The 18161-nt window shown below is 64.1% G+C and carries 16 protein-coding genes and 1 pseudogene; 3 read left to right on the top strand and 14 right to left on the bottom strand.

The window, feature by feature from the left end; translation table 11 throughout:
• Positions 1 to 61: 61 nt before the first annotated feature.
• Positions 62 to 679, bottom strand: coding sequence for a TetR/AcrR family transcriptional regulator (locus P2869_RS21840; RefSeq protein ID WP_026122002.1), 618 nt, complete (start codon positions 677 to 679; stop codon positions 62 to 64).
• Positions 680 to 765: 86 nt separating this feature from the next.
• Here P2869_RS21840 and P2869_RS21835 point away from each other — a divergent pair, with 86 nt between their 5' ends.
• Positions 766 to 2271: an efflux transporter outer membrane subunit gene (locus P2869_RS21835; RefSeq protein ID WP_277599526.1), complete on the top strand. Its 1506-nt coding sequence runs from the start codon at positions 766 to 768 to the stop codon at positions 2269 to 2271.
• A gap of 459 nt (positions 2272 to 2730) precedes the next feature.
• Here P2869_RS21835 and P2869_RS21830 read toward each other — a convergent pair whose 3' ends face one another.
• The 6 genes from P2869_RS21830 to P2869_RS21805 all read right to left on the bottom strand — a co-directional run bounded on the left by P2869_RS21830 (position 2731) and on the right by P2869_RS21805 (position 8681).
• Positions 2731 to 3414, bottom strand: a complete 684-nt coding sequence (locus P2869_RS21830; RefSeq protein WP_277599525.1) for an SDR family NAD(P)-dependent oxidoreductase — start codon at positions 3412 to 3414, stop codon at positions 2731 to 2733.
• 39 nt (positions 3415 to 3453) lie between these two features.
• Positions 3454 to 4791, bottom strand: a complete 1338-nt coding sequence (locus P2869_RS21825) for an FAD-binding oxidoreductase (protein ID WP_277599524.1) — start codon at positions 4789 to 4791, stop codon at positions 3454 to 3456.
• A 30-nt stretch (positions 4792 to 4821) separates the two neighbouring features.
• Positions 4822 to 5619, bottom strand: coding sequence for an amino acid ABC transporter permease (locus P2869_RS21820; protein ID WP_277599523.1), 798 nt, complete (start codon positions 5617 to 5619; stop codon positions 4822 to 4824).
• Positions 5620 to 5707: 88 nt separating this feature from the next.
• Positions 5708 to 6517: a transporter substrate-binding domain-containing protein gene (locus P2869_RS21815; protein WP_126876392.1), complete on the bottom strand. Its 810-nt coding sequence runs from the start codon at positions 6515 to 6517 to the stop codon at positions 5708 to 5710.
• Between the two features lie 69 nt (positions 6518 to 6586).
• Positions 6587 to 7312: an amino acid ABC transporter ATP-binding protein gene (locus tag P2869_RS21810; protein ID WP_277599522.1), complete on the bottom strand. Its 726-nt coding sequence runs from the start codon at positions 7310 to 7312 to the stop codon at positions 6587 to 6589.
• Positions 7313 to 7358: 46 nt separating this feature from the next.
• On the bottom strand, positions 7359 to 8681 hold the full coding sequence (locus P2869_RS21805) for an FAD-binding oxidoreductase (protein ID WP_277599521.1): 1323 nt from the start codon (positions 8679 to 8681) through the stop codon (positions 7359 to 7361).
• A gap of 141 nt (positions 8682 to 8822) precedes the next feature.
• On the opposite strand from P2869_RS21805, the gene P2869_RS21800 reads away from it, so the two are divergent.
• Positions 8823 to 9734, top strand: coding sequence for a LysR substrate-binding domain-containing protein (locus P2869_RS21800; protein WP_033351847.1), 912 nt, complete (start codon positions 8823 to 8825; stop codon positions 9732 to 9734).
• 412 nt (positions 9735 to 10146) lie between these two features.
• Positions 10147 to 10668, top strand: a complete 522-nt coding sequence (locus P2869_RS21795; protein WP_017777541.1) for a DUF2867 domain-containing protein — start codon at positions 10147 to 10149, stop codon at positions 10666 to 10668.
• Positions 10669 to 10892: 224 nt separating this feature from the next.
• Here P2869_RS21795 and P2869_RS21790 read toward each other — a convergent pair.
• The 7 genes and pseudogenes from P2869_RS21790 to P2869_RS21760 form a co-directional block, all read right to left on the bottom strand.
• Positions 10893 to 11348 (bottom strand): annotated as a pseudogene (locus P2869_RS21790) (selenium-binding protein SBP56-related protein); the annotation flags it as partial.
• An 11-nt stretch (positions 11349 to 11359) separates the two neighbouring features.
• Positions 11360 to 12172 (bottom strand): ABC transporter permease subunit, encoded by an 813-nt coding sequence (locus P2869_RS21785; RefSeq protein WP_277599926.1) that lies wholly within the window; start codon positions 12170 to 12172, stop codon positions 11360 to 11362.
• 122 nt (positions 12173 to 12294) lie between these two features.
• Positions 12295 to 13095, bottom strand: a complete 801-nt coding sequence (locus P2869_RS21780) for an ABC transporter ATP-binding protein (protein ID WP_277599925.1) — start codon at positions 13093 to 13095, stop codon at positions 12295 to 12297.
• Between the two features lie 22 nt (positions 13096 to 13117).
• Entirely contained in the window at positions 13118 to 14152 is a 1035-nt protein-coding gene (gene tauA, locus P2869_RS21775) for a taurine ABC transporter substrate-binding protein (RefSeq protein WP_126876398.1), read from the bottom strand.
• A 123-nt stretch (positions 14153 to 14275) separates the two neighbouring features.
• The gene (gene ssuD, locus P2869_RS21770; protein WP_277599520.1) at positions 14276 to 15403 is read right to left on the bottom strand and encodes an FMNH2-dependent alkanesulfonate monooxygenase; all 1128 of its coding nucleotides are present in this window, start codon (positions 15401 to 15403) and stop codon (positions 14276 to 14278) included.
• 215 nt (positions 15404 to 15618) lie between these two features.
• A complete protein-coding gene (locus P2869_RS21765; RefSeq protein ID WP_277599924.1) occupies positions 15619 to 16641 on the bottom strand; it encodes a substrate-binding domain-containing protein in 1023 nt (340 codons plus the stop codon).
• Positions 16642 to 16752: 111 nt separating this feature from the next.
• Positions 16753 to 18135 (bottom strand): LLM class flavin-dependent oxidoreductase, encoded by a 1383-nt coding sequence (locus tag P2869_RS21760; protein WP_277599519.1) that lies wholly within the window; start codon positions 18133 to 18135, stop codon positions 16753 to 16755.
• Between the last annotated feature and the right edge of the window lie 26 nt (positions 18136 to 18161).

The following is an 18161-nucleotide window of genomic DNA, read 5'->3' as shown; positions in this document are numbered from 1 at the left end:
ACGAGTGGGAGCGCTCATTCTGGTTCTAGTGACCAATTTAGTCAATGGTCACAGCAAAAATTTACGGAGACAGACTTCTGAGCACGAGGCTCGCGAGCTGGGTCGTCGCTTCCTCGGCGGAATCGAAGTTGTACTGGAGCAGTAACGGATTGAAGTAAGGCTTCATCACGAGAAAGATCGCGTTCACCGTTTCGTCGAGCGGTGTCTTGCGCTCGAATTCACCGGTCTCGCGGCCCAGCCGCAGGATGTCCGACAGCAACTGACGGATCTGCGCCTCGTAGCCTTTCACCGAAGGCCACGGCGACGCAGCGGCCACCGAGGCGATGTCGTAAAGCTTGCGATCCTGGAAAAAGAGTTGGCTGCCAGAGACCACTAACACCTTGAACATACGGCGAAATTTCTCGGTGGCGCTGGAGGCGTCGGCGACGGCTTCGTTCACGGCTGCGACGATGATCGCGAGGCGATTGGCGCAAATCACCTCGCCGATAGCCTGCTTGGAATCGAAAAATTTGTAGATGTAGGCCTTCGAAAAACCGATTTCTTTCGCGAGGTCGGAAACGGTGGTTTTCTCATAGCCATACCGGCTGAAGTATTCCATGGCGGCATCGACAATCTGCGCGCGCACCTCGTGGTCCGTGGGGCCGCGGGACGGCTGGGCGGGGGGGATGGGATTAGTCATACCTCAAGCTTAGCCTCTCAGACAGTGATTGACAACAAGTGACCATATTGTATATTAGTCACCGCGTTATCACTTTGAGGCTCATCATGCTTTCACGTCGCCCCGTCCTTCTTCTGCTGAGCGCCGCCGTGCTCTCGGCCTGCACGGTGGGTCCGGACTACCGGCGGCCCGATGTTCCGCTCGCGCAAAGCTACACGGCCCGGCCGTCCGCCGCGTCAGCGGGAGCCGCCGCAGCGGCTCCCGCGGCGAATCTCTCCGCCTGGTGGGAAGGGTTCGGCGACCCGCTCCTCGCCCGCTATGTTTCGCTCGCGTTGGCCCAGAACCTCGACCTTGCCCAGGCCGTCGCGCGAATCGACCAGGCCCGCGCGCGCCTCGGCGGCGCCACCGCAGCGCTGCTGCCCTCGGCGACGGTTTCGGGCTCCGCGGCGCGGGCGTACCAGTCCATCGATACGCCCGAAGGCCAACTGCTCAACGCGACGCCGAATTACCAGCGCCGGGGCAGCGAATACGAGACCGATCTCGAAGCCGGCTGGGAAATCGACATTTTTGGCGGACTGCGCCGGCAGCGCGAAGCCGCACTCGCCGACTATTCCGCGACCCAGGCATCGGCAGTCGCTACGCGGCTCGCCGTCGCTGCGCAGACGGCGGACATCTACGTTACGATCCGCGGCCTTCAGGCGCGGCTGGATATTGCCCAAAGGCAGGTGAAGACCCAGCAGGACCTGCTGGCGAGAGTCAGGCTCCTGTATGCGAACGGCGCCGCCGCCGACTATCAGGTCCAGCAGGCGCAAGGATCGCTCGACCAGGTTCAGGCCACCGTGCCGGTGCTCAACGCCAGTCTCGACGCGGCGATGAACTCGCTCGACGTCATGCTCGGCACGCCGCCGGGTACGCATCGTGGCGAACTCCTCGCAGCCGCGCCCATCCCGGATGCGCCCTCCATCTCCGATATGGGCACCCCGGCCGATCTGCTGCAACGACGTCCGGACCTGATCGCGGCCGAACGCCACCTTGCCGCCTCGAATGCCCGGATCGGTGCGGCGATCAGCGAATACTACCCGAAGCTCTCGCTCTCTGCCCTCGCAGGCGGCGCGACTGCGGTGTCGGCCGGCACGCTCTTCACGGGCGGCGCCACGCAGGCGGCGGGGCTCGTCGGCTTGCGCTGGCGCCTGTTCGATTTCGGACGCATCAACGCCGAAGTCAACGAGGCAAAAGGCCAGGATGCCGAGGCGCTGGCCGGCTATCGCCAGGCCGTATTGCGCGCGAGCGAAGACGTCGAGAATTCGCTTTCGTCGCTTGTGAACCGCGAGGCGCAAACGACGATGCTGGAGCAGGCGGAGTCGTCACTGTCGAAGGCGAGAGACTCGTCGATGGCGGCGTACAGCAGCGGCGCGGCAAGCTTCATCGACGTACTGCACGCCGATGAAACGCTCCTGCAGGCCGCGGACTCGAGAGCGCAAGCCCAAACGGAATCGGCTCGCGCGGCGATTGCGACGTTCAAGGCGCTCGGCGGCGGATGGAACCCGGAACTGCCCGAGGCGCACGCGTCTGCCGCGAGCGACGAAAACAAGATAGCGGCGGGGGATCGCTGACCGCTTTTTGGAGGCGGCTGGCGTCAACCGCCGACCGGCCACACGCTGCGCCTGTTGACGCTGCCTTCGGCCTGGAACGAGTTCATCTCGTCGTCGACGGGAGGCGCCTCGTGCCTCGGGTCGCTCGCCCGACTGAAGAGGCAGAATCAGAAAGGAGATGATCCGGGCAACCGGAGTCGCACATGACTTTTCCTCCGGCTTCGTGAGGCGCGACATCTAAGCAGACGATGTCGCGTTTCGCGGCAGAATCCGTGGGACCAGATCACCAGTTCTGTTATTGCACGGCTATCGGACCTCACGCGTGCCGTCGCGCGCGTAGCGCCCTCCAACTCGCGCTTGTTGAAGCCTTCAGGCGCGTCGCTCCTCGACGCATACTCGAAAAAGGAATTGAAAAACGCGGGACCGATCGATCGCCCGCACGCAGGTTGAATTGCCGTCTGGCTCCAGCTTCCAGGCGGGCTAAAGCGTCTCCTCATACCGGCAATTGACGAGCAGTTCCGCGACGCTCGCGGTGTTCGGCAGTTCGATCGTATTGACCACGAGCAGCGCCAGATCCTGCGGTTGCGTCATCGCCTCGGGCGCAAGATCGGCGATACCCGACGCCATATCGGTATTCACGAAGCCGGGACACACGGCCGTTGCGCGCACGCCGTCGTCCCAACCCGCGCGGCGCACCGCGTGCGTCAACGCGACCATCGCGTGCTTCGACATCTGGTAGCCGACGTTCAGGTTCTTGACGCGCTTGCCCGACAACGACGCAAGCTGTACGAAGCGCCCACGTCCCGAACGCCGCAGATGCGGCAACGCGGCCTGCACAAGACGAAAGGGTGCGTGCACGTTGATGTCGAATGTCTCCGCGAGCAGCGCATCGTCGCCGTTGTCGAAGTCGATCATCTTGCAGATGCCGGCATTGCTGACGAGCACGTCGAGCCGGCCGTATCGATGGATCGTCGCATCCACCCAGTTGCGTGCCGCCTGCGGGTCACGCGCTTCATAGGCGTGAATGAATGTATCGGCCATGCCTTCGAACGCGCGCGGCTCGCGCATGCCAAGCGAAAGCGCATAGCCTCGCCGCGCCAGTTCGTTTGCAATCTCGCTGCCGATACCGCGCGAAGCGCCTGACACCATCGCTACCTTTTGCATGCTCGAATCCTTGCGAAGCGTCTCGTTCATGCGTGCGCATCAAAAGCCCGCATCGATCGTGATTTTCGAACCATCGCTGAAGCGGATCAGCCTGAACGCGTGCGTATCGACGAGCGGTTTGTCGTTGTGCACGATATCTGCCATCAGCCTGCCCGCGCCCGGCCCGATACCGAAGCCATGCCCCGAAAAACCCGTGCCGATGAATAGTCCCGGCACCTTCGCGACCTCCGAGATGACGGGAATCGCATCCGGCGTGACGTCGATATAGCCGGCCCAACGCTGCGCGATACGCGCGCCGGCCAGTTGCGGAAACACGGCGACGAACGCCTGCAAACCCTTGTCGACATACGGAACGACAGGATCGGGATCGAGCGTGCGGATGGATTCGAACACCGTCGGCGCGTCCAGCGACCAGCGGCGCGGACGTTTCAGTTCGTCGAAGAAGCGCTTGCCGACGCTGATCTGCAATGCGCCCATCTGGCTTTTCAGCGCCTCGATGTATTTGAAGAACAGCCGGAACGAATCGGGCGTGAGGTCCGCATGGGTGCGCAGCCCATAGGCGACCGTATAGCCGCCGTCCAGACGCTTTCGAAACGCGAACTCCTCATTGTTGGCGCTGCACGTCGGGCCGCCTTCCAGCGGCTCGGTACGCAGCACCGAGGCACGCGTGAGCAGTTGCGGCAGATCGACGCCGAGATTGCCGCAGAAATAGCGCGTCCATGCGCCGCCCGCGACAACGGCGGCATCGCAGCGGATCGTGCCGTGCTCGGTGACGACAGCGCTGACGCGTCCGCGGCTCGTTTCGATGCCGCGCACCGCACAGGGCGTGAGGATGCTGACACCGCGCTTTCTCAGCGCGTTCGCGATGGCGGGCGCGGCCTTTTGCGGTTCGGCGCGCGCGTCGCCAGGCGTGAATATGCCGCCTTTGAACGAACGCGTCGCGCCCGGCAACAACGCGGCGATGTCGCGGGTATCGACCTCGCGCGTATCGAACGCATCGCCGCCAATCTCGCGCGCACGCCGCAGCCAGTCGCGATGACGTTCCAGCGTTGCGTCATCGTTCGATACGTAGAGAATGCCGCACTCGTTGAAGCCGGTTTGTATGCCGAGCTTCTCGTCGAGCGTGCGCCAGATCTTCAGGCTTTCGATGCTCAGCAGCAATTCGCGCGGATCGCGCCGCGTGACGCGCACCCAACCCCAGTTGCGGCTCGACTGCTCGCCGGCGATGTGGCCTTTCTCGCACAACGCGACGCTCAATCCCTTTTCGCTCAGCGCGAGCGCCGTGGACACGCCCATGATGCCGCCGCCTATCACGACGACGTCGGCGCGTTCCGGCAGCTTGATATCGTCGGCGACGATGTCGACTTTCGGTCCCATGTTCTGATTAATGTGTGTGAGGGTTCGTTATCAGTAGCGATGTTCAGCGGCGGGCGCCTGCGATTGCAACGCCTCTTCGCGGCGCAGGCTGCGCAGTACGCGCGCGGATCGACGGCCGCGACGCGCGCCGGGATTGCTGAAGCGATTGGTCCAACGGTCGATGTGATTGATCGCATGCGTGAGCGGCACGGTGATCAGCAGATACACGAAACCCGCTGCCACCAGCGGCGACAGGTTGGCCGTATTGACGGCTGCGTTCTGGCCGATCGTGAACAGATCACGCTGCGACGTCAGCAGACCCAGGAAATACACGAGGCTCGAGTCCTTGACGATGGCGATGAACTGGTTGGCGAGCGCGGGCAGAATGCGTCGCACGCCTTGCGGCACGATGACGTGACGCATGCCGCTCCAGTACGTCATGCCGAGCGCCTGGCACGCGTACATCTGGCCGCGCCCCACGCTCTGGATGCCAGAGCGGAAAATCTCCGCGATATACGCCGACGAGATCAGCGCGAGCGCGACGATTGCGAGTGGATACGGATTCGGCCCGAACAGCGACAGCCCGATGGGCGCGAGGCCCTGGCCGACCACGAGAATCACCAGCGCGGCGGGCAGGCCGCGAAACACATCGATGAATACCTGGGCAGGCCAGGTCAGCCAGCGCGTATTCGACACGGTCATCAGTGCCAGCACCATGCCCGCCAGAATGCCGAGCACCGTGGAAAACAGCGACAGGATCAGCGTGTTCACGAGGCCCGTGCCAAGCAGGCCAGGCAGCGAATCGAGCAAAAGCGGCCAGTCGAGAAAGTTTTGCAAGAAGGCATCCATCTGCGCTCTCCTGAAGCGTGTCCGACGTTGAAAAGCGACCGCACTCTCCCGCGCGCCCGTTGCTTACAGCGTTGGCGTGAAGGGTTGCCTACTTCATCGCGTACGGCGGAAGATCGGTAGGCTTCGGATAACCCGGATGGAACTGCAGATATAACTTCATCCACGTGCCGTCGGCAACGAGTTCGCCGATCGTCTTGTTGAGCGCAGCTTCGAGCTTCGTGTTGCCCTTGCGCACGGGAAAGCCGGCGGGCAGATTGACGGCGGAGATATCGAGCTTGTCGGCGATATTCGCTTGCGGATACTTGCTTTGCAGACCTTCGACGAGCGTCTTGTCGACGAAATAGCCGTCGATGTACTTGTTGCGCAATGCAAGGAACCCCGCGTTCAGGTTAGGGAAGCGCACGATCTGTGCGCCGGGCAGATAGCTGGCCGAGTAAGTGTCTTCGATCGTGCCTTGCACGACGCCGATGCGCTTGTCTTTCACGGAAGCTACATCCGCGCTGATCGTGCTGCCCGGCAGCGTGGCGACGGAAAGCAGGCCCGTCAGATAGCCGTCGGAGAAATCCACCATCTTCAGGCGGTCCTTCGTGATCGAGATCGAGCCCGCTGCGAGATCGATCTGCTGGTTCGCGACGCTCGGCAACAGGCCGGCGAAATCCTGCGCGCGAAAATCGGCGGAGAGCCCGAGCTTCGCGGCAATCGCGCGAATCAGTTCGACGTCGAAGCCTGTCATCTTGCCGTTGTCGACGTACGAATACGGTTTGTTGTTCGCATCGACGCCCGCAACGATCTTGCCTGGCGTCAGCGTGCCGACATCTTCGGCATGAGCCGCCGTTGCAGCGACGAGGCACAGCGATGTGGCGACAGCAAAGCTACGTGCAAATTGAAGGAATCGCATCTGACACTCCCCAGGTAGAAACCTCGATAAACGAAACTCGCGCGCGACTTGGTACGACTCGCAAGCCGGCTAGTGAAGAATGCGCGACAGAAATTCTCTTGCGCGCTCGGAGCACGGCCTGTCGAAAAACGCTTCCCGCGTGTCGTCTTCGACGATCGCACCGCGGTCCATGAACAGGATGCGGTCGGCCACGCGCTTCGCAAAACCCATTTCGTGCGTGACGCACAGCATCGTCATGCCGTCCTGCGCAAGCGTGCTCATCACGTCGAGCACTTCGTTGACCATTTCGGGGTCGAGCGCCGAAGTCGGTTCGTCGAACAGCATCGCAACCGGATCCATCGACAGCGCGCGTGCGATCGCCACACGCTGCTGCTGGCCGCCCGAGAGTTGCGACGGATACTTGTCCTCATGCTCGCCAAGACCGACGCGTCGCAGCAAGGCGCGCGCCTTGTCGGCCGCTTCGTCGCGGCTGCGGCCCAGCACGTTCCGTTGCGCGAGCATCAGATTGCGTTGCACGGTGAGATGGGGAAACAGTTCGAAGTGCTGGAACACCATGCCGACTTTCGCACGCAACCGGCTAAGATTCGCCACTTTGGCCGTGACGTCCATGCCGTTCACGACAATCTGTCCGCTTTGCACGGGCTCGAGCCCGTTGACGGTTTTGATCAGCGTCGACTTGCCGGAGCCCGATGGTCCGCAGATCACTACGACTTCACCGCGCGAAATGGTTGCCGAACAATCGGACAGCACCCGATGGCCGCCATACCATTTCGAGACCTTGTGCAATTCGATCATCGTGTTCCTCCCAATCCATCAAACAGGGGTTGCCCGTGCCGTACGCTCACGACAACGCGTTGCGCACCCGGCCGCGCCACATGTCGTCGGCCTTGTAGAGCGCCGTGCCGAGCGGCACGGCAAGTCGGCTCACCATGCCAGCGCCATTCAGTGGGAACGTGCCTTCGCCGAAAGCGCCCGCATCGCGCTCGATGTCGAGCATGTGTTTCGCGATGCGATGTCCCAGATAACTCATCAGCGCGACGCCGTTGCCGTTGCAGCCGAGCGCGTAGTGGATGCCGTCGTGTGCGCCGACGTGCGCGAGCTTGTCGTGTGTCATCGCGACATAGCCTTTCCATGCGTGTGTGATCCGCATGTCGCGCAACGCGGGCCATAGCTGCACCAGCTTCGCGTAAAGCCGTCGCGCGGCTTCGCGTTCGTTCAGTTCACGAATAGAGGGGCGCGAGCCGAAGATCATGCGCGTGCCATCGGGCGATGGGCGCGTATAGAACAGATTGCGCTTCGAATCGCTGATCATGCGGCGGCCGGGATTGAGCGCATCCATCAGGCCTTCGGGCAGCGTTTCGGTGGCGATCTGATAGCTCGCAACGGGCAGCACGCGCCGCGCAAAGAATGGCAGCAGCGCGCCCGTGTAGCCGTTGGTCGCCACCAGTACGCGCCGTGCCTCCAGCGTGCCTCGCACGGTATGCACGCGAAACTGCGCGCCGTCCCTTTCGATGCGCTGCACCGCCGCATGCGAATGCAGTGTCGCGCCGCGCCGCCGTGCGAGGTCGCGGAGCGCGCGATGATATTTCGCGGTGTGCAGCCCACCATATTCGTCGACGAGAATGCCGCCGTAGTAGTAGTCCGAACCGATGATTGCGCGTTGCGCATCGCGTTCGATCACATGCACGGTCACACCCGTCTTGTCGTGCAGCAGTTGGCCCTGGCGGCGCAAGACGTTGAAATGCGCAGGCGTGTACGCGCCGAAAAAGCGGCCTGTGATGTTCAGATCGGCGTCGAGCGATTCATCCGCGACGAGCCGCTTCAGATAATCGAAGCTCGCCATCGATTCCTGCATCAACCGCGTGAGCCGGTCGGCGGACACGCCGCGAATCGCGTTGGTCAACGCAAGTTTCTGTCCGCTCGACACCATGCCGCCGCTGCGCGTGCTGCCGCCTGCGCCGATTTCGGCCGCATCCAGCACGGCGACGCGTGCGCCATGAAGCGCCGCTTCAGCCGCCGCCGACAGTCCGCAATAACCGCTGCCTACGATCGCGACATCGACGTTCGCCGGCAAGGGCGCGGCCGACGTTTCGGGCGGCGCGGCTTCCCACCAGTAAGGCGTGCAGCTGAACGTCTGGTGAAACAGCAAGGCATCGGGGCGCATGGATGAAGATCTGTAAGCTCGACGTGAGGCCAGTCTAGGTCGCTGCAAATCATCCGGTCAAATAGCGACAAAAACGTCTTCTATTCATTTCTGATATGGCAAGCTGTCGCCTTGTGCATGCTGCGTCGCATCGGAGAGTGCATGAATCTCAGGCAAATTGAAGCGTTTCGGCTCGTCATGCTGCGTGGCTCGATGACGGCGGCAGCGGAAGAACTCGGCACGTCGCAACCGAGCATCAGCAGGCTGATTGGAGAACTGGAGGCCTCGACGGGATTGACGCTGTTCGTGCGCAACGGCGGGCGCATCCGCGCGACAGATGCGGGCAGTGCCTTCTATCGCGAGGTGGATCGCAGCTTCGTCGGGCTCGAAAAACTCGGGCATTCGGCTCGTGAGATCCGTCAGCTCGGCAGCGGGCGCTTACGTATCGTCGCGGCACCCGTGCTGGCGCTGTCGTTCCTGCCGACGGTGATCGAGCGTTTCCTCGAGGTGTATCCGCACGTAGCGGTGTCGCTGGAAATGCGCAGCGAAGGCACGATCCAGCGCTGGGTGTCGTCGGGACATTGCGACGTGGGCTTTGCGACGGCGACGCCCGATGCGTTCGGCGTGACGAGCGCCGAACTGTATCGTCTGCCTGGGCTATGCGCGTTGCCGGCGCGTCATCCGCTAGCGGCGCGGGAACGTATTCAGGCCGCGGACCTGCGCGGCGAACGGCTGATCCTGCCGTCCTATGCAGACGATACCCGCACGCCGCTCGATCGCGCGTTGCGGCCCGCAGGAGCCGATCAGGTGCCTGCCGTCGAAACGCCGTACGGCGCGACAATCTGCGCGCTGGTCTCGCGCGGCGTGGGCGTCGGCATCGTCAATCCGTTGGCGGCGCTCGAAGCGGACCGTCGGCGTATCGTGTTTCGTCCATTCGTGCCGGAGATTCTTTTTCGCGGCTTCATTCTGTGTCCGCAATTGCAGCAGGCCAATCCCGTCGTCGAGAATTTTCTGCAGCTCGTCCACACCACGATGAAGCGCGAAATGGCCACGCTGGGCGTGAAGGCTGGCTGAACACGTCCACGTTGCCCTGTTTTTCAGTACCGTTCGAATACCGCCTGCAACGTCGCTACGCCGTCAGTTTGCGTCAGTGCGAGCGTGAGAGCGTGTAGGCACTATTCGTAAGGTTTGCGCAATGGACCAGCATCAGTACGGAGAAGGCTAAAAGGTGGGCTGCCCCGGAGGGGTGATCCGGTCCAATGTTCCCGGTCGGACGAAAGCGGCGTCGATCATCATATGGAGACCATCCGTTTTTCGCCAATGTCGACTCGCAGATGCGCAGCCACCGGATGAATGTTTTGGCATTGTCCATTGCCGGATCGCCGCCATCGGGTTGGCTTCCGCTTCAGCAGGAATATGTCACGCTAATTTGGACCGCGTTCGCTTGGGTCGCGCTGGGGGAAATTTGAACGCATGGAGAGTGGGCATGCAGACGAATTCGAAGAAAGCTGAACAGGTCGGCCTGCCGGCGACCTCACGGCTGAGCCGGTCGTACGGCAAGGCTGATTTTGCCGACGCATTCTCGGTGGACTTGCCGGCGACGGCCTGCAACGACGCAGAGTCTCTCGCTCGACACATCTTTGGCGGGCAACCCGGGTGGATCGCGATTCTGCAGGGAGTTCGTGACGTTGCCGTATGGCCATTCGGACTTAAAAAAACGGTCGATCTGAAAATCGCGAAGGACGACCGGCTAAGCATTTTCCGCGTGTTCGAACGGCATAAAGACGAGATCATTCTGGGCGAGGACGACAGGCATCTTGATTTCCGTGTGTCGGTTCTCGTGCAGCCCGCATCTGAGGACCGCCCCCAGCGCCTGATAGTCACTACGCTTGTCTTCTACAATCGTCTGCTGGGCCGTGCCTATCTTGGCCTTATCGCTCCTTTCCATCGCCTCGTCGTGCGAGCCTCGCTCGACCGGGCACAGCAACTCGGATGGCCCGGCCGGTAGCGACGATTCATTAACCCGCCTTCCAGCGGGCCGTAGATCGCCAGACCTCAAAGTGGGGGGTTCCTGAGAGCAGTCAGGACCAGAGGTAGCTGTCCATTCGCGAAGAAGCCACCCCATCGCGGGAGTCACGCCATGAAAGACCCCGCTGCCGATCACGGCAGCCCAGATGGTCCAGTTCGCGTCGAACAGGCCGCTCATCGCGCACTCGGCACGTTCACAGCGGTTCAGGGGTAGCAGTACGAATCGGACGAACAGTTACCGCCCTCCAGCCGGATCTGGTGCGGCCGGTGCGACTTCGGCCACTTGAGCACGAAGCGGTCGTCGAGCGAAAGGGCGATATCCGTGACGAGAGGCGGCACGGCCGCAAAACTCTTGAGCATGGGCGGAAGCCATTCAGGGTCGGCGGGCTCGGCGGGAATCTCGATGATCTTGCGCGCCGCCCAGCGATCGCCGTCCAGATACCACTGCCAGATCGATGCAGAGAGGTCCTTCAAACTGATGACGGAGTTCACGAAGCCATAGGGCCGCGTGGGGTTGTGCGCGGGACGCAGTTCGCACACAAGCTGGTTTTCCGCGCCGAAATCGAGCACCGGCTTGTGCTGCCGCGTATGCAGATCCCAGAAATGCAGGCGGTGGCCGTACTGGCCGTCGAGCAGCACCTCGGGAACAAGACCGTTTTCGACGCCCGCCTTCAGACGCGCCCCTTCCACGGCACGAGGCGCCGCTCCAGCGCCCGCATTCCAAGATCGAAGAGCCACGCAATGGCGCCGATCAGCACGATGCCCATCACCACCACGTCCGTGCGCAGGAAGCTCGACGCATTGAGCACCATCTGGCCGAGGCCCGCCGTGGCCGCCACCATTTCTGCGGCGACCAGCGTGGTCCAGCCGAAGCCTGCCGCAATGCGCAGGCCGGTCAGTATCTCCGGCAGCGCCGCGGGCAACACGACGTGGCGCACGATCTGCGCGAAGCTGCCGCCCAGCGAGTACGCCGCACCGATCTGCTCGGCCGTCGCGCTGCGCACGCCGGCGCGCGCGGCCAATGCGATCGGCGCGAAGCAGGCGAGATAGATGACGATGATCTTGGCCGTCTCGTCGATACCGAACCAGATCACCACGAGCGGCAGATAAGCGAGCGGCGGCAGCGGCCGGTAGAACTCCAGCGGCGGATCGAGCAGCCCGCGCGCGACGCGGCTCACGCCCATCAAGATGCCGATGGGCACGGCCGTGACCGCGGCAAGCGCGAACGCGCCGAACACGCGCACCGTGCTCCACGCGAGATGCGTCGAGAGCGGCAGGCCGCCTTGAATGCGGCCGTGCCACGCGTCCGCAAAAGCGCGCAGTACGGCTTCGGGCGTGGGCAGAAAGAGAGGCGGCAGCCAGCCGAGATGAGTGGCGAGCCACCATGCGAGCGCGAGTGTTGCAACGGAGGCAGCGCTCAACGCCAGCGTCGGACCTTCGCCGGGCAAACGCCATGCGGTCGAGCGTCGCCGTGCGGGCCGCAAGCGCCAGAAGTTCGCCGCGCGCCGCGCCGGCACGGCGCGGTCCCGCACGTGCTCGGCATGCGCCCAACCTGCCTGCCCGTGCGTCGCGAGCGTCACGTCGCCCGCGCGTTCGTTCGAAGCACTCACCACGCGCCCTCCTCCTGCTTCACGCCGGCATGCAGTTCGCGCACCAGCCGCTCGCGCCACGCGATGAATTCGGCCGACGACTTCACCGCCCGCGCATCGCGCGTTTCCAGATAGCGGCGTGCGAACGGAAGCGTGTAGCTGTGCGCGATACGCCCGGGCCCCGCCGTCATCACGACGAGGCGCGTTGCGAGAAAGAGCGCTTCTTCGACGCTGTGCGTGATGAAGAACACCGTCTTGTGCGTGCGGTCCCAGACGTCGAGCACCAGTTCCTGCATCGACTCGCGCGTCATGGCGTCGAGCGCGCCCATGGGCTCGTCCATCAACAGCACGCGCGGATTGCTTGCAAGCGCGCGCGCAATGCCCACGCGCTGCTGCATCCCGCCCGAGAGCGTATAGACGCGGGCATGGGCCTGTCGCTCGAGTCCGACGAGCGCGAGCATCTCGCGCGCCCTGCGTTCGCGTTCCGCCTTCGGCACGCCCTGAAAACGCAGGCCCAACGCCACGTTGTCGAGTACGTCGAGCCACGGCATCAGCGCGTATTTCTGGAACACCACGCCGCGATCCGCGCCGGGCCCGTTCACCGGCTGGCCGTCGATCAGCACCTCGCCCTCGGTCGGCGTAACGAAGCCCGCGATGCAGTTGAGCAGCGTGGTCTTCCCGCACCCCGACGCGCCCAGTGCCACGACGAATTCGCCGGCCTCGATACGCAGATCGACGTTCGCCAGCGCCATCGCCCCCTCGCCTTTGCGCGGGTCGCCATAGGCCACGGCGAGGCCGCGAATCTCCAGCATGCTCACGGTGTGCTCCATGAAGACGCGTTCAATGCGCCACCGCCCGTTGCACGAACTGCGGATCGACGCCGATCGAGTAATCGGGCAACACGTTCTGGATAGTGCCTTGCGTCTTCAGGAATGCCGCCGTCGCGGCCAGCGACTTCGCCGCACCCGACTGTGCGCCGCCGCCCAGCCACGCATTCGAAGCCTGCTCCGCGGGCGACGGAAACGCGTAGAGCGCAAGGCTTGCGGGCACTTCGTCGGCATTGGCGCCCGACTCCTTCGCCACCGCGGCAACCTGCGGCGAGGCCGCATCCCACGTGTTGCGATGGGCGCGATAGTTCTCGTCCGCGGCGGCCAGTACCTTCACGAAACGCGTCATGAATTCGGCGTTGCCCTTCGCGAAGCGCCGGTCGACGACGAAGCCGTCGAAGGTCGCCTTGCCCGTGGACTGCGCCACCTGGCCCGACGTAATCAGCACCTTGCCGCTCTTCTTCACCTTGGCGAGCACCGGGTCCCAGATGTACGTGGCGTCGATGTCGCCGCGCTCCCACGCCGCGGCCACTTCGGGCGGACGCAGGTTGACGATCTTCACGTCGGCGGGATTCACGCCTGCGTTTTGCAGCGCGACCAGCGTATGGAAGTGCGAGGTCGAAACGAACGGCACGCCGATCTTCTTGCCCTTCAACTGCGCGAGACTCGTTACGCCCGAGCCGTTGCGCACCACCAGCGCTTCGGCGTCGTTGATGTTGTCGAGAATCCAGAAGAGCGAAATGTCCACGCCTTGCGAGAGGCCCGCCGCAACCGGACTCGAACCCGCCTCGCCCAGTTGCACGGAGCCCGACGCGAGCGCGCGAATCACGTCGGCACCGCTCGCGAGCTTGCGGTACGTGACCTTGTAGCCGGTCGCCTTCTCCACTTCGCCGGTGGCCTGTGCATAGCGCCACGGCACCACCATGTCCTGGTAGGCAATCACCACTTCGCGCGTGTCGGCTTGCGCCGCGGTACTCAGGAAAGCCGGCAAGACAACCAGCGAAGCGAGCGCACCCGCACGCAGCAGGGCACGGACAATACGGTTCATCAATTCACTCCGGAAAATAGGTACAGGCGTGCAGGCCGTCGATTATGGACGGCTGCACGCGCAGTGCTTCTAACTTATTGTCAGTTGCTAATCAGCCCGCGAGGCGCCGCTCGCGGTGCCTCGTCAGGAAGCCGAGGCCGCACGCACGTCGAACGCGCCCCCGGTCTGAACGCCGCCGGATGTCGTCACGGGCTTCTTGCCCGGCAGCAGCGGAAACACGAGTTCTGCGAAACGCCAGGCTTCTTCCAGATGCGGATAGCCGGAGAGCACGAAACGCGTCGCGCCGAGCGCCGCATATTCTTCGAGCCGTGCGGCCACGGTAGCGGGGTCGCCCACCAGCGCGGTGCCTGCGCCGCCGCGCACGAGGCCCACGCCCGCCCACAGGTTCGGGCTGATCTCCAGCCGGTCGCGGCGCCCGCCGTGCAGTTGTGCCATGCGCCGCTGGCCCACCGAATCCATGCGCGCGAAATTCTGCTGCGCGCGCTGGATGTCTTCGTCGCTCAGCTTGCTGATGAGTGCGTCGGCTGCGGCCCATGCTTCCTCGTTCGTCTCTCTCACGATCACGTGCAGCCGCACGCCGAAGCGCACTTCCCTTCCGTGTCGCGCAGCACGTGCGCGCACGTCCGCAAACTTCTGCGCCACGGCGTGAGGCGGCTCGCCCCAGGTCAGGTAGGTATCGACGTGTTCCGCGGCAATCTCGTGCGCAGCCGGCGACGAGCCGCCAAAGAAGAGCGGCGGACGCGACTGCTCCGCGAGCGAGAGGTGATTCTTCGCCTTCTCCACGCGGATGTATTTGCCCTCGAAATCCACCTGCTCGCCCGCGAACAGCCGTCGCCACACCGTGAGGAATTCGTCCGCGTGGGCATAGCGTTCGTCGTGGTCCAGAAAGATGCCGTCCGCGGCAAGCTCCGTCGCGTCGCCGCCGGGCACGACATTGAGCAGCAGACGTCCGCCCAGCGCCTCGTCGAGCGTGGCGGCCTGCCGCGCGGAAGCCGTGACGTTGCCGAGCGAAGTGCGCAACGCGACGAGCAGCTTGATGCGCCGCGTGACGGGCGCAAGGCTCGCCGCCGTCACCCATGGATCGAGGCAACTGCTGCCGGTTGGAATCAGCAGGCCGTCGTAGCCGAGTTCCTCGGCGGCCACTGCGATCTGCCGCATGTAGGCGTTCGAAGGCGCGCGCCCCGAATCCGATTGACCCAGATAGCGCGTGTCGCCTGACGTCGGCAAAAACCAGAATATGTCGAGACTCATGAGGGGCTCCCCGAAAGAGGTTGGGCGCCTCCCACACGAGGAGGCGGTTCGGAGGCCATTAGATCAGCGGCAGGTAATGCGCCCTACTAACGATGTGGAAAATGCATATTCCGTGGGGCACGTGGGGCCGTCATACGGGGCTCGGCGGCCTCGTGCGGCGTATCGTCGCGCACTGACGGCCCGTTGCGTTCGTCGTCTTGTCGCGAACGGCGCCGTCAGTCGCGTCCTGCCTTGCCGATCCACGCCGCTGTCGCCGCGTCGCTCGCGCGGAACGCGGGGAACCTGGCACCCAGTTCGGCAATGGTATGGATGTCGTTCTTCACGAGGTCGTCGCGTGTGATCAAGGTCGGCTTCACCACGATGCGATGGCCGGGGTCCTCGCCTGCGACCAGCAGCGCCGCGGCCCGCACCGACACGGCGCCCACCACGGCCGGGTTGGTGGCGGCGGTGGCCACCCACGGGCTGTTCGGCGCGCGGATCGCTTCGATGTCCGCCGTCGAGATGTCGGCGCTGTAGATGCGCAGCTTGGTGCCGAGACTGGCTTCGTCGGCGGCCAGCTTCGCGCCGCGTGCGAACTCGTCGTAAGGTGCGAACACGACGCGAATCTCCGGATGCGCCCGATAGGCCGCGGCCGCCTGGTTCGCGACCGACTGCGCGATCGGGTTGTCCACCGTGCCCCAACGCGCCTTTTCCTGCACGCCGGGATGCGCGCTCTTGAACGCGCGCCATACGGCATCCCGCCGGTCGAGCGGCGCGAAGCCCGCCACGTACACGTAGCCCGCGGAAAACGTCGCGCCATTGTCCCTTACGGCCTGGTCGAGCAGCAGCGTGGCCAGATCGTGGTCGCTCTGTTCGATCTGCGGCACCTTCGGGTTGGCCAGATCGACATCGAACGCGACGACCTTGATGCCCTTGTCGAGCGCGCGCTGCACCACGTCCTTGAGCGATTCTGGCAAGCCATGATTCACGATGATCGCCGACACGCCGAGACTGATGGCCTGCTGGATCTGCTCGCGTTGCTCCGCCGCGTCCTGGCGCCCTTCGTAAATGCGCAGATCGATACCGAGCGCCTTCGCCTGCTTTTGCGCGCCCGCTTCATACGCCTGGAAGAAATCGCCCGTCGAGAGATAGTTGACGAGCGCGATCTTCACGCCGCCCTTGTCGAACGGCGGCGGTGCCCCGGGAATGCCGGCGGCACGCGCGCCGGGGGTCCATCCGAGTGCCGCGGCCACCACCATCAACCCTGCTGCCGCACGCCATGTCTTGCGCACCACGCGCTCACCAAACCCGCTTGCCATGATCGGAACCCCCTTGTTGTTCGTCGTATTTCGTTCGATCCATTCGACTGCTCAGACCACGGGCGCCACCGGCGCCGAGCGATAGCGGGCCCCCGGATGCGGCTCGGCGAGGCGTGCGCCGCCGCCGTGCAGCTTCTCGCGCAACGTGCCGCGCGCATATTCGGTCTTGTAGGCGCCGCGGCGCTGCAACTCGGGTACGACGAGTTCGACGAAGTCGCTAAACGTCTCGTGTGTGAGGGCATAGGCCAGGTTGAAACCGTCCACGTCGGTTTCCTCCACCCACGATTGCAGTTCGTCTGCCACCTGCGCCGGGTCGCCCACCGTAAGCGGCCCGAGGCCGCCAATGCCGCCCCACTTCGCGATCTCGCGCACGGTCCACACGCGCGTGGGGTCCGCGCTCGACAGCGCTTCCACCGCCGACTGCACGGCGTTGCTCTCCACGTAGCGCAGCGGCTCGTCGAGGTCGTACTTCGAGAGATCGATGCCGGTCCATCCCGACATCAGCGCAAGCGCCCCTTCGTCGCTCGCATAGCGGCGATAGTCGGCATGCTTCGCATGCGCCTCGGCTTCGGTGCGGCCTGTAATCACGGTATGGAGGTTGAAGATCAGCACGTCGTGCGGATCGCGCCCGAAGCGCTTCACGCGCTCGCGAATGTCTGCGACGAATTCCTTGAGCACCACGCGCGACGGCGCCGCAATGAAGATGCATTCGGCGTGCTGCGCGGCGAAGTCTTTGCCGCGCTTCGACGCGCCAGCCTGATAGAGCACCGGCGTACGCTGCGGCGAGGGCTCGCACAGATGAATGCCCGGCACGTCGAAAAAACGCCCGCGATGCGCGATGGGATGGACCTTCGAGGGCTCCGTAAATACGTGCCGCGCGGCATCGCGCACCACGGCATCGTCATCCCAGGAAGACTCCCAGAGCTTGTAGCAGACCTCGAGGTATTCGTCGGCCAGCGCATAGCGTTCGTCGTGATTCGCCTGCGACGGCAGACCGACATTGCGCGCCGCGCTGTCGAGGTACGACGTGACGATGTTCCAGCCTACGCGTCCGTTGGTGAGGTGGTCGAGCGTGGACATGCGACGCGCGAACGGATACGGGTGTTCGTACGAGAGCGAACACGTCACGCCGAAGCCGAGATGCTGCGTGACGTGTGCCATCGCGGAGACAAGCAGGATGGGGTCGTTCACCGGCACCTGCGTGGCCTGGCGAATCGCAGCCTCGCCGCTGCCCTGATAGACGTCGTAGAGGCCCAGCACGTCGGCAATGAAAAGGCCATCGAACAGGCCGCGTTCGAGCAGTTGCGCAAGCTCTGTCCAGTAGCCGAGTTCGCGGTAGCGCCACGAAGCGTCGCGCGGATGCGCCCAGAGGCCGGGCGACTGATGCCCGATGCAGTTCATGTCGAAGGCGTTAAGGCGAATCTGTCTGGTCATGTCTTGTCCATGCACGCGGATGCGAC

Source organism: Paraburkholderia sp. SUR17, assembly GCF_029536165.1.
Classification (GTDB): domain Bacteria; phylum Pseudomonadota; class Gammaproteobacteria; order Burkholderiales; family Burkholderiaceae; genus Paraburkholderia; species Paraburkholderia kururiensis.
The sequence above is the reverse complement of the archived record's forward strand: the minus strand, read 5'-3'. Positions and strand labels throughout refer to the sequence as shown.

Coding starts and splice junctions, on each gene's coding strand:
- P2869_RS21825 (WP_277599524.1), bottom strand. CDS start 4,791: ATGGGACCGAAAGTCGACATCGTCGCCGACGATATCAAGCTGCCGGAA.
- tauA (WP_126876398.1), bottom strand. CDS start 14,152: ATGAACCGTATTGTCCGTGCCCTGCTGCGTGCGGGTGCGCTCGCTTCG.
- P2869_RS21810 (WP_277599522.1), bottom strand. CDS start 7,312: ATGATCGAATTGCACAAGGTCTCGAAATGGTATGGCGGCCATCGGGTG.
- P2869_RS21765 (WP_277599924.1), bottom strand. CDS start 16,641: ATGGTGGTGGCCGCGGCACTCGGATGGACCCCCGGCGCGCGTGCCGCC.
- P2869_RS21840 (WP_026122002.1), bottom strand. CDS start 679: ATGACTAATCCCATCCCCCCCGCCCAGCCGTCCCGCGGCCCCACGGAC.
- P2869_RS21800 (WP_033351847.1), top strand. CDS start 8,823: ATGAATCTCAGGCAAATTGAAGCGTTTCGGCTCGTCATGCTGCGTGGC.
- P2869_RS21820 (WP_277599523.1), bottom strand. CDS start 5,619: ATGGATGCCTTCTTGCAAAACTTTCTCGACTGGCCGCTTTTGCTCGAT.
- P2869_RS21830 (WP_277599525.1), bottom strand. CDS start 3,414: ATGCAAAAGGTAGCGATGGTGTCAGGCGCTTCGCGCGGTATCGGCAGC.
- P2869_RS21835 (WP_277599526.1), top strand. CDS start 766: ATGCTTTCACGTCGCCCCGTCCTTCTTCTGCTGAGCGCCGCCGTGCTC.
- P2869_RS21805 (WP_277599521.1), bottom strand. CDS start 8,681: ATGCGCCCCGATGCCTTGCTGTTTCACCAGACGTTCAGCTGCACGCCT.
- P2869_RS21815 (WP_126876392.1), bottom strand. CDS start 6,517: ATGCGATTCCTTCAATTTGCACGTAGCTTTGCTGTCGCCACATCGCTG.
- P2869_RS21760 (WP_277599519.1), bottom strand. CDS start 18,135: ATGACCAGACAGATTCGCCTTAACGCCTTCGACATGAACTGCATCGGG.
- P2869_RS21795 (WP_017777541.1), top strand. CDS start 10,147: ATGCAGACGAATTCGAAGAAAGCTGAACAGGTCGGCCTGCCGGCGACC.
- ssuD (WP_277599520.1), bottom strand. CDS start 15,403: ATGAGTCTCGACATATTCTGGTTTTTGCCGACGTCAGGCGACACGCGC.